Source organism: Phocaeicola sp., from assembly GCF_057861905.1.
The window spans coordinates 1-19,092 of record NZ_DBMACV010000001.1; the positions used below are offsets into that span (position 1 = coordinate 1).

9 protein-coding genes and 1 pseudogene are annotated in these 19,092 nt (G+C 42.9%); 6 read left to right on the forward strand and 4 right to left on the reverse strand.

The features are described from left to right. Positions 1 to 144 precede the first annotated feature (144 nt). Together ACZM60_RS00005 and ACZM60_RS00010 are read left to right on the forward strand one after the other, a co-directional pair. On the forward strand, positions 145 to 1,128 hold the full coding sequence (locus ACZM60_RS00005; RefSeq protein WP_489520527.1) for an aminodeoxychorismate synthase component I: 984 nt from the start codon (positions 145 to 147) through the stop codon (positions 1,126 to 1,128). Then, entirely contained in the window at positions 1,112 to 1,702 is a 591-nt protein-coding gene (locus tag ACZM60_RS00010; RefSeq protein WP_489520476.1) for an aminotransferase class IV family protein, read from the forward strand. Before ACZM60_RS00005 ends, ACZM60_RS00010 begins: the two co-directional genes overlap by 17 nt. Here the strand turns inward: ACZM60_RS00010 and ACZM60_RS00015 are convergent. Beyond that, positions 1,699 to 4,464: a coiled-coil domain-containing protein gene (locus tag ACZM60_RS00015; protein WP_489520477.1), complete on the reverse strand. Its 2,766-nt coding sequence runs from the start codon at positions 4,462 to 4,464 to the stop codon at positions 1,699 to 1,701. The genes ACZM60_RS00010 and ACZM60_RS00015 overlap by 4 nt on opposite strands. A 162-nt stretch (positions 4,465 to 4,626) precedes the next feature. Here ACZM60_RS00015 and ACZM60_RS00020 point away from each other — a divergent pair. Further along, positions 4,627 to 6,131, forward strand: a pseudogene (locus ACZM60_RS00020) (TrkH family potassium uptake protein). Positions 6,132 to 6,400: 269 nt separating this feature from the next. Here the strand turns inward: ACZM60_RS00020 and ACZM60_RS00025 are convergent. The 3 genes from ACZM60_RS00025 to ACZM60_RS00035 are packed head-to-tail and all read right to left on the reverse strand — an operon-like array spanning position 6,401 to position 12,852. Next, complete coding sequence (locus ACZM60_RS00025) at positions 6,401 to 7,288, reverse strand: carbon-nitrogen hydrolase (RefSeq protein ID WP_021971475.1); 888 nt, start codon at positions 7,286 to 7,288, stop codon at positions 6,401 to 6,403. Between the two features lie 16 nt (positions 7,289 to 7,304). Next, positions 7,305 to 8,339 carry an agmatine deiminase family protein gene (locus ACZM60_RS00030; RefSeq protein WP_489520478.1) on the reverse strand — a complete coding sequence of 345 codons (1,035 nt, stop codon included), beginning with the start codon at positions 8,337 to 8,339 and terminating at the stop codon, positions 7,305 to 7,307. A 43-nt stretch (positions 8,340 to 8,382) separates the two neighbouring features. Next, a complete protein-coding gene (locus ACZM60_RS00035; RefSeq protein ID WP_489520479.1) occupies positions 8,383 to 12,852 on the reverse strand; it encodes a translocation/assembly module TamB domain-containing protein in 4,470 nt (1,489 codons plus the stop codon). 134 nt (positions 12,853 to 12,986) lie between these two features. Here ACZM60_RS00035 and ACZM60_RS00040 point away from each other — a divergent pair, with 134 nt between their 5' ends. The 3 genes from ACZM60_RS00040 to ACZM60_RS00050 all read left to right on the forward strand — a co-directional run bounded on the left by ACZM60_RS00040 (position 12,987) and on the right by ACZM60_RS00050 (position 18,892). Further along, positions 12,987 to 14,360, forward strand: coding sequence for a C1 family peptidase (locus ACZM60_RS00040; protein ID WP_021971478.1), 1,374 nt, complete (start codon positions 12,987 to 12,989; stop codon positions 14,358 to 14,360). Positions 14,361 to 14,514: 154 nt separating this feature from the next. After that, positions 14,515 to 17,256 (forward strand): SusC/RagA family TonB-linked outer membrane protein, encoded by a 2,742-nt coding sequence (locus tag ACZM60_RS00045; protein ID WP_489520480.1) that lies wholly within the window; start codon positions 14,515 to 14,517, stop codon positions 17,254 to 17,256. Positions 17,257 to 17,266: 10 nt separating this feature from the next. Then, positions 17,267 to 18,892 carry a RagB/SusD family nutrient uptake outer membrane protein gene (locus ACZM60_RS00050; protein ID WP_489520481.1) on the forward strand — a complete coding sequence of 542 codons (1,626 nt, stop codon included), beginning with the start codon at positions 17,267 to 17,269 and terminating at the stop codon, positions 18,890 to 18,892. The last annotated feature ends 200 nt before the right edge of the window (positions 18,893 to 19,092 follow it).

Here is a 19,092-nt window from a genome sequence, read left to right on the forward strand (position 1 = left end):
ATTATTGTTTGTAATTCTTTGTAATTCAGCACTATAAAGTTACAACAATTTTTGCTAATCACCAAATTTACAAACACTTACAATTCGTCGAACTCACGTTATTTATATTTTATCGTTTAAAACCCGTTCTGCCCGATGAAAGAACTGCATTTTTACAATCGTGAAGAAGCAATTGCCCGCATGAACCGCTTCGGAGCACGGGAAACTGCATTTTTCTTCCTGATAAATTTTGATGAAACGGAATGTCTGGTTTCGGAGCTGAAGGACATCTCTCCAGACAGGTTGGCCTTTATTTTTCCGGAGGCTGCAAATGTGTTGCCAACATCTGCTCCGAAACCTGAGGCTATGTACTGGAAGTCTGCTCCGCAGGCGTATGAAGATTATTTTCGCTCGTTCGATATTGTTCACCGTAACTTGCATGCCGGCAATTCGTTTCTGACGAATCTGACTTGTGCTACGCCGGTGGAAACCAGTCTTTCCCTGCGGCAGGTATTCGAACATGCTACAGCTCGCTATAAGCTGTGGTATGACGATTGCTTTGTGGTATTTTCGCCTGAAACATTTGTCCGTATAGTCGATGGCTATATTTATTCGTATCCGATGAAGGGTACCATTGATGCTTCTTTGCCCGATGCCCGCAACTTGCTGCTGAACGATGAGAAGGAGGCTGCCGAGCATGCTACCATTACCGATTTGATACGCAATGACTTGAGTCAGGTAGCGACCGAAGTAACCGTTACCCGATACCGCTATCTGGACGAACTGCATACACATAGCGGACGCTTGCTTCAGATGAGTTCCGAAATCAGGGGACGCCTGCCGGAAAACTATCGGGAAGAGTTGGGTGGGATGTTCTTTAAACTGCTTCCTGCGGGTTCCATAACTGGAGCTCCGAAGAAGAAAACTGTAGAGATTATCCGGGAGGCGGAAACGTATGAGCGGGGATTTTATACCGGCGTAATGGGATATTTTGACGGACGGAATCTGGACAGTGCGGTGATGATTCGTTTCCTGGAACAGACGGACGGTGGACTGGTGTATAAAAGCGGGGGAGGTATTACTTTCCGTAGCAACGCCCGCAGTGAATATGAAGAAATGGTGAAAAAAATATATGTGCCGATTTATTGAAACTATTCGTATCGAAGGCGGGGAAATCAGGAATTTGCCTTATCATAACTTCCGCCTGAATGAAACTCGCCGGATGGTGTGGGGGAAACTGCCTGAGCTGGATTTGGCGGAATTCATTCATCCTGCACCTTATCGGGAGCGTACGCGTTGTCGTGTGGTATATGGTCGTGAGGTTGAGGATGTGAGCTATATACCTTATCACTTGCGACAGGTGCATAGCTTGAAACTGGTAGATTGTGACGAGGCTGATTATTCGCTGAAAAGTACCGACCGAAGTCTGCTGGACAAGCTCTTTGCCCGGCGTGGCGAAAAAGATGATGTACTGATTGTGCGAAACGGCTGTCTGACAGATACTTCGATAGCCAATGTCGCTTTATGGAACGGAACGGAGTGGCATACGCCTTCTTCTCCTTTGCTGAAGGGGACACATCGCCGGCGTCTGCTCGATGAAAAACAGCTTGTAGAACGCGACATAACCGTAGACGACTTGCCTCTTTATTCCCGCATCCGCCTGTTTAATGCGATGATTTCCTTTGGTGAAATAGAAATAGCCAGCAGTGAGCTGGGCTATTAAATAGCCCAACCCTCTTCTTTTAATGCTTCTTTCAGTTGTGAGAAACGCTCCGCCTCTACGTCGTTTCTGATAAATTCATCGAAATTGGCAGTATTGATATCTGCCCATGTCTTGCCGTTTGCCACTTTCGTATCGGGTGCAAAGCTCAGATAGAGTTTCATCGCCTTCTGATAGTCGCCTTCCAGCATCCAGTAGTGCGCACGGTAACTGATGACTGAAGGCAGTTTCTTGAACTGCTGCGGCAGGCACTGGTAAATCATGTCGGCAGCTTCCTGCTGCGAGGCAAGTACTGCATAGTACATTCCGTCTATCTGTGTGTCTATTCCCTTACGGGTTGTTACGAAAGCATCGAAAACCTGTATGTTCAATATCTGGTTGATAATGAATATGCGTGGAACAGGACTATGGGCGCACATAGCCATGATATGTTCCGTATCGATGTTTCCGTCGAACATGTCGCGGAAAATTTTTTCGTACGGCAGCCGTACGCTGGCTACTCCCTGTGGCTGGAAGCAAATCCAGTAGAGGTTGCGGTCTGATATTTTTCCGTTCTTGTCGCGGTATGTGACACGGACCGGATGATAACAACAGATAGCCATCAACAATGCTTCTGCAACTTCTTCTCCGTTGCCGCCTTCCGAGAAGTCACAAGCCATGGCTTCGGTTGCAAAGGGTGACTCCAGACCTTCTATGTTGGCTATTTCATTGTACGGGATGAAGTGGTTTTCTTCGAGTATAACTTCCTTGCCTTCTACTCCCCAGATAAACAACTCGGCTTTCAGTTGCAGGGTGCGCGATTCGTAAATATACTGGCAGCCGTCTGTTTCTGAGGTAATGCGTGTATACGGATAGTGCAGTGTACTTTCCTCCAGTCTGGCTTTCATCTCCTGATATGCTTCCAGTATATCTGAATGGTGAGGCTGTTCAGGTTGCTGTGTAGCAGGTGTGGAAGCAGCTTGTCCGGTGGCTGGATGTTCTTCTTCGCCGTGAAGTGCTTCTGTCTGTACAGGAACCTCGTTGGATTCTTCTTGAGCGGGAGTTTGTGCTTCCTGCGATTGCTCTACTTCATCCTGAGGTTGTTTCGGCTCTTCCTGAATCTTATTTGACTCCTGAGTCTGTTCTTCTTTTTCTGCTGCTGCTTGCTGCTGCATGCTTTCCTCCAGTCGGGTCAGAGTGGCTTGTAACTCTTCTTTTTCTTTTGCAAGCTGTTCTTTCTCTTCACGCAAAAGGTGCATTTTCTTTTGCAGTTCAGAAAGGTTGCCCGAGAGGTTTGCATTTTCAGATTCAGCTGCATCAAGTTTCTCTTGCAGTCCGGATAAGTCTTTTTGTAAGTCGGTATAGTTTTTGGTCAGGTCTTCTATTCCTTTTTTCGCCTGCTCTTCATTTTGTACAGCTTTTCCTCTTTCTTCTTCCAGTTGTGAGTAATAATTTTTTAGAGCTTCATTTTCTTTTTTCAGTGTTTCAAGCTGTTTCTGCAGGTTTTCCAGTTCGCTTTTTCCGGCAGTAATACTTTCATTCTGCTTCAGTGCTTCCGACAGTTGCTGTTCCAGTTGCTCCTTGCTTGCTGTAATACATTCATTTTGTTTCTGTAATTCTGCCAGTTGTGCAGCATTTTGGCTCTGTTTCTCTTTCTCGTCGGCCAGCAAACGCTCCAGCTCATCTTTATCGGCTGAAATTGTTTTATTTTGTTCCAGCGCATCGTTAAGCTGTTGTTCCAGCTCATCTCTTCTGGTGGCAATCGTTTCGTTTTGCTTTAATGCCTCCGAGAGTTGCTGGTCAAGCTCATTTTTCTCAGTCGCAATGTTCTCATTCTGCTTTTGTAAATCTTCGAGCAACGTACTGTTTTCGTCTTGTCCCTCTTTCAGATCTGTCAACTGACGTTCCAGCTCGTCTTTGTCGGCTGTAATTGTTTCGTTTTGTTTCAGTGCATCGTCCAACTGTTGTTCCAGTTCGTCTTTTCCAGCCGCAATAACTTCATTTTGTTTCAGTGCTTCCGACAGTTGCTGTTCCAGTTGTTCCTTGCTTGCAGTAATACATTCATTTTGCTTTTGCAGATCTTCCAGTTGGGCAACATGCTGGTTTTGCTTTTCCTTTTCATCAGTCAATTGGTGCTCCAGTTCGTTTTTGTCGGCTTCGGTTGCTGCATATTGTTTCAGAGTTTCGTCCAGTTTTTGTTCCAGCTCGTCTTTGTGAGCTGCAAGGCTGTCGTTTTGTTTCAGTGCTTCCGACAATTGCTGTTCCAGTTGTTCCTTGCTTGCAGCAAAACATTCATTCTGCTTTTTTAAATCTTCCAGTTGTGTTATACTCTGGGCCTGTTTTTCTTTTAAATCGGTGAGCTGTTGTTCCAGTTTATTTTTATCGGCAGTAATCGTCTGATTCAGTTTCAGCGCCTCGTCGAGCTTGTTGCTCAGTGACTGTATTTCGTTGTTGCGGGAAACGATTTCCTGCTCATCGCTTTGCATTTTTTCCAATCCGTTTTCTTTATCCGATTGCAATTTTGAAATTTCAGTTTGCAGATTGGATATTTCCTGCTGGTGTGCAGCAATGGATGTTTGCAACTGGCTAAGTTCTGTCTGTGCTACGGACAGTTCCTCCTGCGTTTCAGTCAACTGAGTACGTTTGTAGGTTACTTCCTTGTTCGCGTCTTTTACTTCGATGGAAAGTTGCTGGTTTTTTATCAGTAAAGCCTCGTTATCATTTTGTAATTGTTCGATATCGACGCCTGTCAGCTTTTTAATCAGATGAAAAGTGAGTTTGCTCATACAGTGTCAGAAGATAATTTGGTTAATTAATGTTGCAAATTACGCAAATATTTCCGAATGTTGGGTATAAATTACAATTTAAAATGCATCTTTTTACATGAAAAATCCATTCTATTCGATCTTTATCATTAGATTTGTATCTCAATTTTTAGAAAAAAAGAAATGCAAGATATTATAGCTAATAATGAATATTTAAGTGGAAACCGGACAAATAGTCTGATTAATCGTAAGATGATCTTCCGGATATTGGGTATTTTGTTGTTCATAGAGGGAGTAATGTTTCTTGTTTGTGCAGGCGTATCGTTATGTTACAGCGAACATAGTTATATTTATTTTGTATATTCTACACTGATAGCTGCTGTGGCGGGTAGCATATTGTTGTTTTTAGGGCGTAAGGCCGAAAATAAGCTTTCTCGCCGCGACGGATATTGTATTGTAGCTTTTACCTGGCTTTTATTTACAGTGTTTGGCATGCTTCCTTTTTATCTGAGTGGGGAAATTCCTTCGGTAAGCGATGCTTTCTTTGAAACAATGTCGGGGTTTACCACAACGGGGGCCACTATTCTTGATGATATTGAGTCGCTTTCGTATGGAATGTTGTTCTGGCGTAGCTTTTCTCAATGGATAGGTGGATTGGGAATTGTCTTTTTTACCATAGCTGTTTTGCCGATTTTCGGGGTTGGAAATCAGGTCTTGTTTTCGGCTGAGGCTACGGGAGTGACGCATGATAAGATTCATCCTAAAATCAGTATCATGGCAAAGTGGCTTTGGACTGTATATTTGTTGCTTACCGTGACTGAAACTATTTTGTTGATGCTGGGCGGCATGAACTTGTTTGATGCTGTGTGTCATGCATTTTCTACGACAGCTACCGGAGGATATTCTACCAAGCAAGATAGTGTGGCTCATTGGAATTCTCCCTTTATAGAATATGTGATTGCCATCTTTATGGTTTTGTCGGGAATTAATTTTTCCTTGTATTTTATGTGTTTGAAAGGTAAGTTCCTTCATCTGTTCAAGGATGATGAAAGCAGATGGTTTCTGATATCGGTGGGAGTAGTGACCTTGTTTATTACGGTTCCTCTGGTTACTCAAAATCATTATGGTTGGGAAGAGGCTTTCCGGAAGGCTTTCTTTCAGGTTGCCAGTATCCATACATCCTGTGGTTTTGCTACCGATGACTATAATGGCTGGCCTCCTTTCACATGGATGCTTTTGATTTATACGATGATGGCTGGTGGCTGTACCGATCTACGGGTGGTGGTATCAAGAATATGCGTCTGGTTATTTTATTCCGGAATATGAAAAATGAGTTCAGCCGCTTGATACATCCGCGTGCTGTGCTGCCGGTGAAAGTGAATCAACAGACTATTTCTTTATCTACCATATCGACAGTCAATACGTTTATCTTGTTGTATATGATTTGTATTTTCATTAGTTGGGTGGTTTTGATGTTTTTGGGTCTGGGCCTTACGGAATCGTTTGGACTGGTGGTTTCCAGTTTAGGTAATGTAGGACCGGGGTTGGGAGCGTATGGACCGGCCTTTTCATGGAGTACTCTTCCCGATATTGTCAAATGGATATTATCGTTCTTGATGTTAATTGGTCGATTGGAATTATTTGGTATTCTGCTTATGTTCTCGCCGGGATTCTGGCATAAACGTTGATGCTGTTATTACTTTTCGGTATATACAATTATTCCCCACAGATATGTTTCCTTCCGGACTTTAATCTGTGGGGAATTATTTTATATTCTTTTTACTGCCTGCATTAAAAATAAAGTCAAAATACTATCATCACGGCATATACGAACAACTGCTTTCCGGCATGTATAATAGACAATGAATCCGAATAGCTGTATAGGTCCGAATGGTTTTGGCTTATAGGCTGGCAACAGGTGGTTGGGTACGATTGTAAAAGCGGAAAATCTGTCTTTTTAATCGATGAAACGTTTCGTCAGATTTTCAAACTCGTCAATTCTTCTGTCGCGAAGGAAAGGCCACCAGCGGCGAACATTCTCGCTACGGTTCATATCAATGTCTACCACGATGTTCTCTTCTTTCAGGTTGCTGGCTTGTGCAAGAATTTCTCCTTGCGGTCCTGCTACGAAGCTGTTTCCCCAGAATTGTATGCCGTTTGTTTGTCCTGAAGGATCAGGTTCAAGTCCCACACGGTTGACTGCTATAACCGGAAGTCCGTTTGCTACGGCATGTCCGCGCTGTACGGTAACCCAAGCTCCGAGCTGGCGCATTTTCTCGTCTTGAGTGTCACTACTTTCCCATCCGATAGCTGTTGGATAAATCAGCAGTTCGGCGCCTTTCAGAGCCATAAGTCTTGCTCCTTCGGGATACCATTGGTCCCAGCATACCTGTACACCTAATTTCCCCAGACTGGTTTCGATTGGTTCGAATCCCAGATCGCCCGGCGTAAAATAGAATTTTTCGTAGTAAGCAGGATCGTCTGGAATATGCATTTTGCGATATTTTCCGGCGATACTTCCATCGGCATCGAATACAACAGCAGTATTATGGTAAAGTCCTGGAGCACGTCGCTCGAACAACGAGGTTACCAATACAATGTGATAGGCTGCAGCAATATCGCTGTAAAATCCCGTTGATGGACCGGGAATCGGTTCAGCCAAATCGAACAAAGACGTATCTTCTGTCTGACAGAAGTAGGGGGTATTATGTAATTCCTGTAATACAACAAGTTGTGCGCCTGCTTGTGCTACAGAGGCAATATTGCGATGTAGCTTTTCTAAATTTGTTTTCAGGTCGTTTGTACAAGATTGTTGTACAATGCCCACACGGATAATTCTTTTCATATATTTTCTGAGATTTTTAATGTTTGTTGGTCTTTACGTTTTCCGGATATTGCATAGTTACACAATGCAATGATCCATGCTGCTGAATGAGTGCGCGACAATCTATTCCTACGATTTCTCTGTCTGGAAAGGCTTGGGACAGGACGTTTGCTGCCAGTTGGTCATTTCCCGGTTGATTGTAGGTAGGATATAGTACAGCTTTGTTCATAATCAGGAAGTTTGCGTACGTCGCAGGAAGGCGCTCACCCTCTTCGTCGTAAACGGCTTCTGCCATTGGCAAAGGAAGCAGGCGGAAAGGTTTTCCTTCCAGTGTGCGGAAGGTCTTGAGTTGTTCTTCCATCAGTTGCAGCTCTTTGTAGTGCTCGTCGGAAGAATCAGTGCATTGTACATAAACAATTGTGTTATCCGGACACAGACGAGCCAGTGTATCAACATGACTGTTGGTATCGTCTCCTGCAAGGAAGCCATGGTCCAGCCATAAAATCTGTTGCAGGTTGAATCTTTCTTTCAGGTATGTTTCCAGTTCACTGCGGTCCATTGTATCATTCCGGTTGGGAGCAAGCAAGCATGTAGAGGTTGTCAGCAGTGTTCCCTGTCCGTCACTTTCTATCGAACCTCCTTCAAGTACGAAATTGCGACAGTTGATATATTCTCCGTTCAGTAGTTTGCTTTGGTATACCCGGGTGTTTATCAGATTATCTTTATTGGCCGCAAATTTCATTCCCCAGCCGTTGAAACAGAAATCCAATAATAGGGGAGTTCCATCATTTTGCAATAAGGTGATGAATCCGTGGTCGCGTGCCCATGTATCATTGGTAGGACATTCTATAAAGTGTATATTATCCTTGCAGTCGAGGCCTTTCAGTATCTCGGGATATTCGGGAGCAACCAGCAAAAGAGGCTGGCGGGAAGCTATTTCACGAGCCAGATTGAGAAAACATGCTTCTACGTCGTCTAACATATAGTTCCAGTCGGTCCCGCTATGTGGCCACGTCAGTTGGATATAACTTTGCGGATGCCATTCGGCAGGCAAGAAGTAGTTCTTTTCCATAATGCAATAGTTTGTTTTTAAATGTTGTGTCTTTTTATTATCGTTATTGTTGGCTGTTACGTTTGCTTCTTCGTTTCAGTAAAATCCAGTCGAAAAGCTCACGCCAGTTGGTAAAGTCTTTTTTATACATCAAACCGATACCTTGTGTTGTCAATGTCGATTTGGTAAAGTATCTGTCGTTGGTCTGATTATATCCTTTCAGGCGGAAATCTCCGTTCTTCGTGAGCAGCCACATCGCTTCAAAATCACCCACAAAATTTGTGTTGCGCATCGGATTGTCACGATAACCGAAATTGCCATTTATAATCAGGCGGTTGTTTAGTAATCTTCCTGAAAGTATAGCTTCTGCTTCTACATCGGTCCAGCCTTTGTCGCCTGTACTTAAATTTGTTCCGAGGTTCCAGTTCTGACTGTCTATTACTTGTGATAGCATATTGTTCAGTTGTCCTGACAGAGTACTGAAGGCTAAGGAGCTGGTAGCATCCGACTGATTAGCATTATTGGAATAATCGTATGTATAGAATTTGCCGATACTCAACAAATAAATGATTTGAGTATTCATTTGTTCCTCCGTACTGGTCAGGCTTCGTACCAGTTCGCGATCCTCATCACTCACGGTTGGAAGGTCGAGATCGAACTTGAGGGTAGGAGCTGTCAGATTACCTTTCAGATTCAGCAGGCAGTTAACTTTGACAGTTCCTTTTGTGTTTGAGGCATCAGCCACTAAATCATTCAAGGATGCTGAGTTCACGGTGTATACAGCTTGTACGTCCAGATTGGCTTCTTTAGGATTACCATTAAATGAAACAGAGCCACCCGACTGGAGAATGAAGTCTTTATGAATTACGTTTTGCATACTCATTTTATAGATACCCTCTTCTATATTATAGTTTCCGAATATCTGGAAATCACCTTTGTTATAGTAATTTATGCGTAAGTTTCCCGTTCCATTTGCAGAGATATGATCTCTTGCTACTGGGTCCATGACAATACGCATCGTTGCAGCCGGAGTTGCCTCTATCTGGAAATTAATATGAGTATCTGTTGGCGTGTCTTCTTCTTCCTTATCCTCTTTCTTGTTTAAGTGGTGATATAATTCTGTCTGGATACTCTCTTGCTTGCGGCGAGGAGTCTTGTCGACGAATGTAATAAATTGTGTATTGGTAGCTTCAGCGGCGGTCGCTGTGACATATGTAAACTTTGTTCCTGGATCAGTTCGCAATGTCCCGTCTACTGTCAGCATATTATTTCCTCCGCGTAATAATACATCGCCGGTAGTATATATTTGTCCATAGAAAGGAAATTCAGGTGTCTCTTTCTCTGTATGATATACTAACATTCTGTTGGTGTTAAAGCGGAAATTATAGGTCAGATTCTTTAGTTTTGTATGGTTAAGAGCACCATTGATCAGTCCTGTATGGCCTTCTGGGTCGGTAACACGTACGTTCTCGAAACTAAAACGTCCAGAACTGATACGAACCGAATCGGCATGTGCATTGAATGATGTATTCAGAATGTTCACTTTCATGCTGGCATCAGCCTGGGCACAGCCTTCCAAATCAAGTCCTGAAAAAGGCCCATATAAGCGAACATGTCCAAAAACTCTTCCTTGCATATTGGTAAATATATTTTCTATAAATGGCTGTAGGAAAGATAAATTCGTTCCTCCTGCCTGAATATTAAGGTTTAATCCTTTTTCTTTAGGGGAAACATATCCATCTACGTTCGTAAAATAATGCTCATTTTCTTTTATGTCAGCATGCAGTCGTACTCCTCCCAATTCATTGTCCCATTCTCCTTTGATATCTCCCAATCCTAATAAAGCATCATTTAGCGAGAAGTCTTTAACACTAAGGCGGGTATACATGACAGGCTTCTGCAACACATTGTGTAAGTGTACGCGTCCTGTGATTAAGCCATTGAACTTGACGGCATGAAACTGGATGATATCCATTACATACTGCAAATTGATGTTGCTCAAATCTACCAGACATGAGTCGCTTTGTTCTTTCCCGATACGTCCATTGGCCCGCAAATACTGATTCTGATGCTCGAACAAGAAATTATTGATTTCTATGAGATCTTTGTCGATTGTAATCTTTGAAGGATGTATCTTCCATATTGTATCGTTCAGAATAATTTTACTTGGACGGATATCAATAGAGGTTAAAAGCCTGTTTTTTTCTTCCGATTTCCGGAAGCTGGCAACTGTTTCTACGACTCCACTGAAAGTGGAAGGCACGTTGTTTCCCCAGTGGATTGTCGTTTTCAATTTATCTTCAGCTACACGGGAGTTGACAGCTAAGCTGATAGTTTCTCCCTTTTTCATACGCTTGTTGATGCGTAACTGACATTCCAGCTCATCTGCTGTGTTACTACAGAGGAAGGTTCCCGATTCAAAATAAGAGTCATTATAAATAAATTCAGGTAAATATCCCTGTATCTGTAAGCGTGTACGGCGATCATCGAAGTAACCGTTCAATGTTGCAGGCATCCCTAATTCTACAGGTATATTGAATACCTTAGAAAACAGCTCTGTATTATCTAATTGAAAATGGAACTGGAAATCGTTATTCGTTTCGGGTAATTCTTTATTTAATGCCAGTAAAGAGGGAATATACCGTTGTAAAGTCTTCAGGATACTTGCCGGAAGCGTACGATATGAATAATTTCCCTTTACGCAGCCATTCAGAAAGGAAGAACGAATCTCGAGTTGTTTCTCTTTGTTTTTACCCGTATTTCCTGCTATGATACTTAAATTGTCGAGGTAATAGCATTGATCCTCTTCGGGAGCATTGACACAGACACTGTCGATGCTGATTTTACCTTGCATATCATCGATAGAATGGCCGCTGAAATCTGCGGTCAGACTCAGTGACATGTCTGTATCTTTATATTTATCGGTCAGATGCAAGTCATTAGGACGGAAGTTCCGAACTACCGCTCTTAAGTTAAAATCGGGTACAGCTTGCCGTGTCGCAAAATGTCCGTTTATCTCAATGTTTCCATTGCTATCGTCCAAAGACAACTTTCCGTTGAATCCTCCCGGAGTATACTTCCCGTCTAGCATGATATTACGGTATTCATACTGCTTGTATGTCAGTGATGATATATTTCCTTTAATGTATGATTCTGCTTTTCCGTCATGGTACTTAAAGCCTTTTAACTCAATATCAAAAGTTGTATTTCCAAGAGTTTTCTCTTGGTCGAGTAATGCTCCCAAGTTTAATTCCGGGCTGATAATCTTACCGGAATAAGAACGTAGATGCGTAATCGTGTCCGAGTGCATGGTTACATTAGCTTGGATACTACCAACATCGGTCAGGAGTGTACCATGTGTTGTTAGCTGACTTAGGTAACCGGATATATCTCCGTTGAAGTTGATATCTCCAATTCGTTGTAATATTGCAGGAGTATTAGTCTTGCCTGTCAGATTTTGAATGAGCCAGACAGTCCCTTCTTTATCAGCTTTCAGCTGTGCCAGATTGCCGAAGAGGAACATGTTATTTTTTTCATTCCAGTGATTTACCATAGCTTCTCCTTTCAGCAGAAGACTCTGATAATCGTTCGAAAGATAAATGTCTGTACATTTGGTCTGATATCCTTTCCCTTCGAGGGTGATACGCAAATTAAGGGCATCATTAAAATGGGTAAACGATGGTACAAACATTGCCAGATCGGATAATGTTATGCTGGCACGTATGCGGGCCATATATCGTGTATCGTTGTTGATGATAGACGATGAAGCCGTGCTGTCGTAAGCAGCAGCAAGTGTATCGATGGCAAGTTCACTCTGAGGCAATGAAACTTCGATATTGTTAGCTTGCAGTCCTTGATGATTGGCTGTCAGTTTCAGGGCCAGTTTCTTTAGCTTAAATCCACTTTGCTCGTTGAAACTCAGTCGCTTGATCTGTGCGTTCAAGGAGTCTGGAGTCAATGCTTTCAGCGACAAGGTAGCCGAAAAATTCTGAATGCCCAGATGATTGACGTTGAAACGCCCCGGAGTTTGTGCTGCAGAGAGAAGATCATAATAAATTTGCCCACGGCGAATCAGTACAGAATTAATTCTCAAATCGATATTCGATTGTTTCTTCACTGTATCTTTTGAAGCAAAAGCATCGAGGACGAACTGGAAGTTCGTTTTACTGTCGGGAGTCGGGCGATTTAGATGGGCATTCAATCCAAAAAGCTGAATGCTGCTGATGCGTATTTTCCCGTGTAATAACGGAGAAATTTCTACCTTGGCAGACAAACGGGCTATTTTAAGTAATTCTTGTCCCGACTTATCTTCCAGATAAACATTCTGTATAATGACACGGTTTAATAGTCCCAAGTCTATACTTCCGATGCTGACTTCGGTATGCATGATGCGGCTGAGTTCCTGAGCCGCAAATACAGAAAGCCGTTTTTGAATAAAAGGAAGACTCAAAACGGCGATAACTCCGAAATAGCATACCAATGCAATGATGATGGTAAATCGGACAATATGTTTGACTTTTCTGAATTTGCTCATGCGTACTGCTCAAAAATTAATCAAAATTACAAATATCACTTGAAGTAATCTATATTTTGCCATCTTATTTTACTATTTTTAAAAGAGTATTTCGTACTTTTGGCACATTAATTTAAAATGATAAAGTAAGATATATGAAAAAAACAATCACGTTGGCATGCCTGATGGCAATGACACTGGGCGTACAGGCCCAGGAGGGGGGAATTACACAAGACATGTTGAATCAGATAAAGAGCAGCTACAAACATACTGCTTCCGATAAGGCCATTTATAATGCAATGGCAGGAACCAGCATAGCAGTTTTGGCGAAAAATCATGAAAATCTGGCTAACTTCGATACGAATTTTTCGAATAAAGTTATTTCGCATGGCATTACCGACCAGCAGCAATCCGGACGTTGTTGGCTGTTTACCGGTTTAAATGTATTGCGTGCACAAATGATAGCCAAGTATGGTTTGGATGAAATGGAATTCTCTCAGAATTATTGTTTCTTCTACGATCAGTTGGAAAAAGCAAACCTTTTCCTGCAAGGCATTATTGATACACGTGAAAAACCAATGGATGATAAAATGGTAGAATGGCTGTTCCGTAATCCGATCAGCGATGGCGGACAGTTTACCGGTATATCCGATGTAATAGGAAAGTACGGTGTTGTTCCTGCTTCTGTCATGCCTGAAACTTATAGTAGCGAGAATACTTCACAGATTGCCCGTCTGATTGGCCTGAAGTTGAGGGAGTTCGGATTGCAATTACGTGATGAGGCTGCCAAAGGTGGTAAACTTCCAGCACTGGAACAGAAAAAAACAGAAATGCTTTCTACCATATATCGTATGCTGGCACTGGCATTCGGCGAACCGGTTGAGCACTTTACCTGGACAATGAATGGGGTTACTAAAGAATATACTCCGCAATCTTTCTATCAGGAATATTTGGGTAACGATCTGACGAATAATTACGTTATGCTGATGAACGACCCGAGCCGTGAATATTACAAATGCTATGAAATTGATTTCGACCGTCATGTATACGATGGAAAGAACTGGACCTATGTAAATCTGCCTGTTGATGATATAAAAGCGATGGCAATCGCGTCTATCAAAGACAGCACGATGATGTATTTCTCTTGTGATGTCGCAAAGTTTTTGGATAGCAAACGTGGTACACTTGATTTGAAAAATTTCGATTATGAATCGTTGATGGGAACAACGTTTGGAATGGACAAGAAACAACGTGTACAGACATTTGCCAGTGGATCAAGCCATGCCATGACATTGATGGCCGTCGATTTGGATAAAGACGGAAAGCCTAAAAAGTGGATGGTTGAAAATAGCTGGGGAGCAGAATCAGGTTATAAAGGACATCTCATTATGACAGACGAATGGTTCAATGAATATATGTTCCGTCTGGTGGTAGAAAAGAAATATGTACCGGCGAAAGTACTGGATATCCTGAAGCAGAAACCGGTGCGTCTTCCTGCATGGGATCCGATGTTTGCACCGGAAGAATAACGGATGACGTAGATATATAGACCAAACGTCCTGAAATCTTTAAACGCTTATTGGTATGGCCTGAAAAGATTTCAGGACGTTTTATTTTACCGCAGGGTTGTTTTTGTCCTCTTTTTTGCTTAACTTCGTATTATAACCTTAAAATCGAATCTGTATGAAGAAGCATCGAAGAACGAGGCCGCAATATCTGGCAGCCTGTCTGCTGGCCCCTTGGTTGTGTCAGACTGCGAATGCACAAAACGAATCCCTTTCACTTCCTGATAGTGTGATAACGGTAGGGTATGCACGAGGTAGTCTGAAAAATATATCCGGTTCGGTAGAGCAGATTACCGAGCAGCAGATGAACAAGGAACAGCTTGCCAATCCGTTGGAAGCCATTCAGGGACGAGTCCCGGGATTGTCAATCATGAAAAGTAGTAACGGTACAGCTGCCTTGGAGTCGGTGCGAATGCGAGGTACTACTTCATTGACAAGCGGCAATGACCCGCTGACTATCGTAGACGGTGTACTGGGCGACTTAAGTATGCTTACTTCTGTTTATCCTACGGATATAGAGAGCTTTACCATCTTGAAAGATGCTTCCGAAACTGCTCAGTATGGTTCTCGTGGTGCTTCCGGCGTTATTAATATTACAACAAAGAAAGGCGTTTCCGGTAAAACGCGTATCAATTACAACGGAAGTTTCGGTATCGCTCATGCTTATCGTCACTTGGATATGCTTTCAGGAGCCGAATATCGTAATGTTGCAGCGGCGCATGGGTTGACAATTCTTGATAAGGGTTACGATACGGATTTTCAAAAGGAAATAGAACAGTTGGGCATTCAGCAAAATCATAATATCGCTTTTTATGGAGGAGGAGATGCTTCCAAATATCGTGTGTCGCTGGGGTATCTCGACAGGGAAGGCGTAGTGCTGAATGAAAGTATGAAGCTTTTCACTTCGAACATGAATATGTCGCAGGATATATTTGGCAAGTTTATTCAATGCGACTTGGGACTCTTCGGCTCGGTCAAGAAAAACCGTAACCTGGTCGATCTGCAAAAGACTTTTTATTCAGCAGCAGCTTTTAATCCTACCTTCCCGAATCATAAAGATTATACGACGGATGCATGGGATCAGATAACGACGGCCAGCCAGATTACCAACCCGCTGGCATGGATGGAAGTAAACGACCGCGATGATATTTCTTATTTTAGTGCGCACGCCCGATTGAATTTCAATTTATCTGACGATTTGAAATTTGTCCTTTTCGGCTCTTATACTTACAATGATTCCGAAGACTCCCAGTACCTTCCTACTACGGTCTGGGCACACGGACAGGCGTATCGTGGAAATCGCCGCTCAGAATCGATGCTGGGAAATGCGATGTTTACTTATCAGAAGCAAATAAAAAAACATTTTATTGATGTACTGGCACTGGCAGAATTAGAGAAAAACGTATATGTGGGCTTTTATACTACGGTAACAAACTTTTCATCCGATCGTATGGGGTTTGATAATTTGCAGGCTGGCGCATTGCGCCCGTGGGATGGAACGGGGTCATATTACGAAGAACCTCATCTGGCTTCTTTTCTGGGACGAGTGAATTACGCCTTTGCCGACCGCTATGTGCTTACGGTCAACGCCCGTACCGATGCGTCTTCCAAATTTGGTGCAAATCATAAATGGGGATTTTTTCCTTCTGTTTCGGCTGCATGGAATATAACCAGTGAAGAGTTTATGAAGCAATTTTCATGGATAGACAATCTGAAACTGCGCGTAGGTTACGGACTTGCCGGCAATCAGGGAGGCATAGATTCGTATACCACGATGAACCTTGTCCGCCCGAACGGAGTCGCACCGGTTGGCAATTCTCCTGTCGTGACGTATGAAACGCTTCGAAATATCAATCCCGATTTGAAATGGGAGGTGAAACATACGTTCAATGCCGGGCTGGATGTTGGTCTGTATGGCAACCGCTTGCTGCTTTCTGTCAACTATTATAATTCCAAGACTACCGACATGCTCTATAATTATCGGGTAAGTGTTCCTCCTTTTACCTATAATACGTTGCTGGCAAATATCGGTTCGATGCGGAATAGCGGAACAGAAATTTCAATTGGCATTACTCCGTTGAAGACAAAAGATATGGAGCTGAATATCAATGCAAATATCACTTTCCAGAAAAACAAGCTGCTTTCGTTGAGCGGTATGTATGATGGAGAATATGTTTCTGCTTCAGAATATACTGTTATAGCCGGACTGAACGGTGCCGGTTTCCACGGAGGATACAACAATATCGTGTATCAGATAGTGGGACAGCCGCTGGGAGTATTCTATCTGCCTCATTGTACCGGACTGGTTCCCGACGGAAATGGAGGATATAAATACGAGATAGCCGATCTGAATGGAGGAGGGGTGAATCTGGAAGACGGTGAGGACCGCTATATTGCCGGACAAGCTGTACCGAAAACTCTGCTTGGCTCGAATATCAGTTTCCGATACAAACAGTTTGATGTCTCTTTACAAATAAATGGAGCCTTTGGACATAAGATATATAATGGTACCTCGCTGACATACATGAATATGAACAGTCTTCCCGATTATAACGTGATGGCGGAAGCTCCTGCACGGATGATCAAGGACCAGACTGCGACCGACTACTGGCTGGAAGATGGCGATTATATCAATTTTGACTATCTTACGGTAGGATACTATGTTCCATTGAAGAATACAAAGTTTTTGCACAACATGCGTCTGGCGTTTACTGTCAACAATCTGGGCACAATCAGTGGATACTCAGGACTGACTCCTCTTATCAACAGCATGACTGTCGATTCTACATTGGGAGTGGATGATAAACGTACTTATCCGTTGTCGAGAACCTATACTATCAGTTTAAGCCTTAATTTCTAAACCGTTTACTATGAAAAAACTATATATATACATGCTGGCCTGCTCTACAGCTATGAATATATCGTGCAGCAGTTTTCTGGAAGAACATCCTCGTGATGGCTTATCCAAAGAAGAAGCCTATTCTAACATATCGGCTCTTTACCGTAACGGCGTGGCTTCACTTTATAATTATGTGGGAAGTTACAAAGATTCAGAAGGTTTACAGGGTACGGGACGTGGAATATACGATTTGAATACCTTTACGACTGACGAAGCTATCATGCCCACCCGCGGTGGCGACTGGTATGATGGCGGGTTCTGGCAAGGGCTTTACCTCCATCAGTGGGGAGTGAGCAGCGATGCCATACTGAATACTTGGGAATATTTGTTCCGTTCCATCAAACAGTGCAATTATTCGCTGGAACAGATTGGGCAGTATGCGGCTACCCATTCCGATAAAGAGCTTCCTGCTTATCAGGCAGAAGTGCGTGCACTGCGCGCTATGTTCTATTATTATACCATGGATTTGTTTGGGCGGGTGCCCCTGATAACCTCGTCAGGGGGTGGCGATAAAACGATGTTGCAGGCAGAACGGGATGTGATTTTTACTTTTATTGTAAAAGAGTTGCAGGAAGCTGCGCCTTTCCTGAGTGAAGAAAGAAGTAATACTCCCGGTACTTATTACGGAAGAATGACACGAGCCGTAGCTTATTTCCTGTTGGCTAAACTGGCTCTAAATGCAGAAGTTTATATGGATGCCGACTGGACCGATGGCGTTTATCCGGAAGGAAGTGCCATTTATTTCACCGCCGATGGAAAACAGCTTAATGCATGGCAAACTACGCAGTTTTATTGTGCAGAACTTGCGCGGATGGGGTATCGGCTGGAAAATGATTATTCTTCCAATTTTGCCATTTTCAACGAATCTTCACAGGAAAATATTTTTGTTATTCCTATGAGTAAAACCCTGTACACTAACCAGATGCAATATCTTTTCCGCTCTCGTCATTATAATCATGCCAAGGCCTACGGGCTGGGAGGTGAAAACGGATCGAGTGCAGCACTCGAAGTTTTGCAGACTTTCGGCTACGGGACTGATGCGGTAGATCCTCGTTTTGAGTATTGTTATTTTGCAGATGAAGTGTACGATTTGCAAGGCAATCCTGTACTGCTCGACAACGGTGAACCTTTAATTTATTATCCTGACAAAGTAGCCCTCGATGTATCGAATACAGAATATGAGCAGACAGCGGGTGCCCGTATGAAGAAATATGAGGTAGACAATACGGCATTAAAAGATGGTAAGCTGATGGATAATGATATCGTACTGTTCCGTTATGCAGATGTATTGCTGATGATGAGTGAAGCTAAAGTAAGAAACGGTGAAGACGGTACTGCTGAATTGAATGAAGTACGTGGCAGGGTAGGAGCTCCTTACCGTGAGGCAACTCTCGATAACCTGCTGTCCGAAAGGCAACTGGAGCTTGCGTGGGAAGGGTGGCGCCGTCAAGATTTGATCCGCTTCCATCAGTTTACTCGTTCTTACAGCTTCCGTCCCCAGCTTCCCGGCGAGGCGGATGGCTATACTACTGTTTTTCCGATTCCGGCAAAAGTTATTGATATGAACGGATTACTGAAGCAAAATCCGGGATATTGATAGAATGAGGGCAGGAAAGATGCCCTCATTTAAAACATAATGCAGACTTTCATTCAGAAAAATCTAAGTGGCTGAATGACAATATAAAGGCTTCTCTTTTAAAAGCTCTGCTTCTGTGAATAAATTTGTGCTGATGTTTTCTGAAAATTTGTACAAAAAATAAAATCTTTTGTACAAATTTTCAGTAACACGTGCCGAAG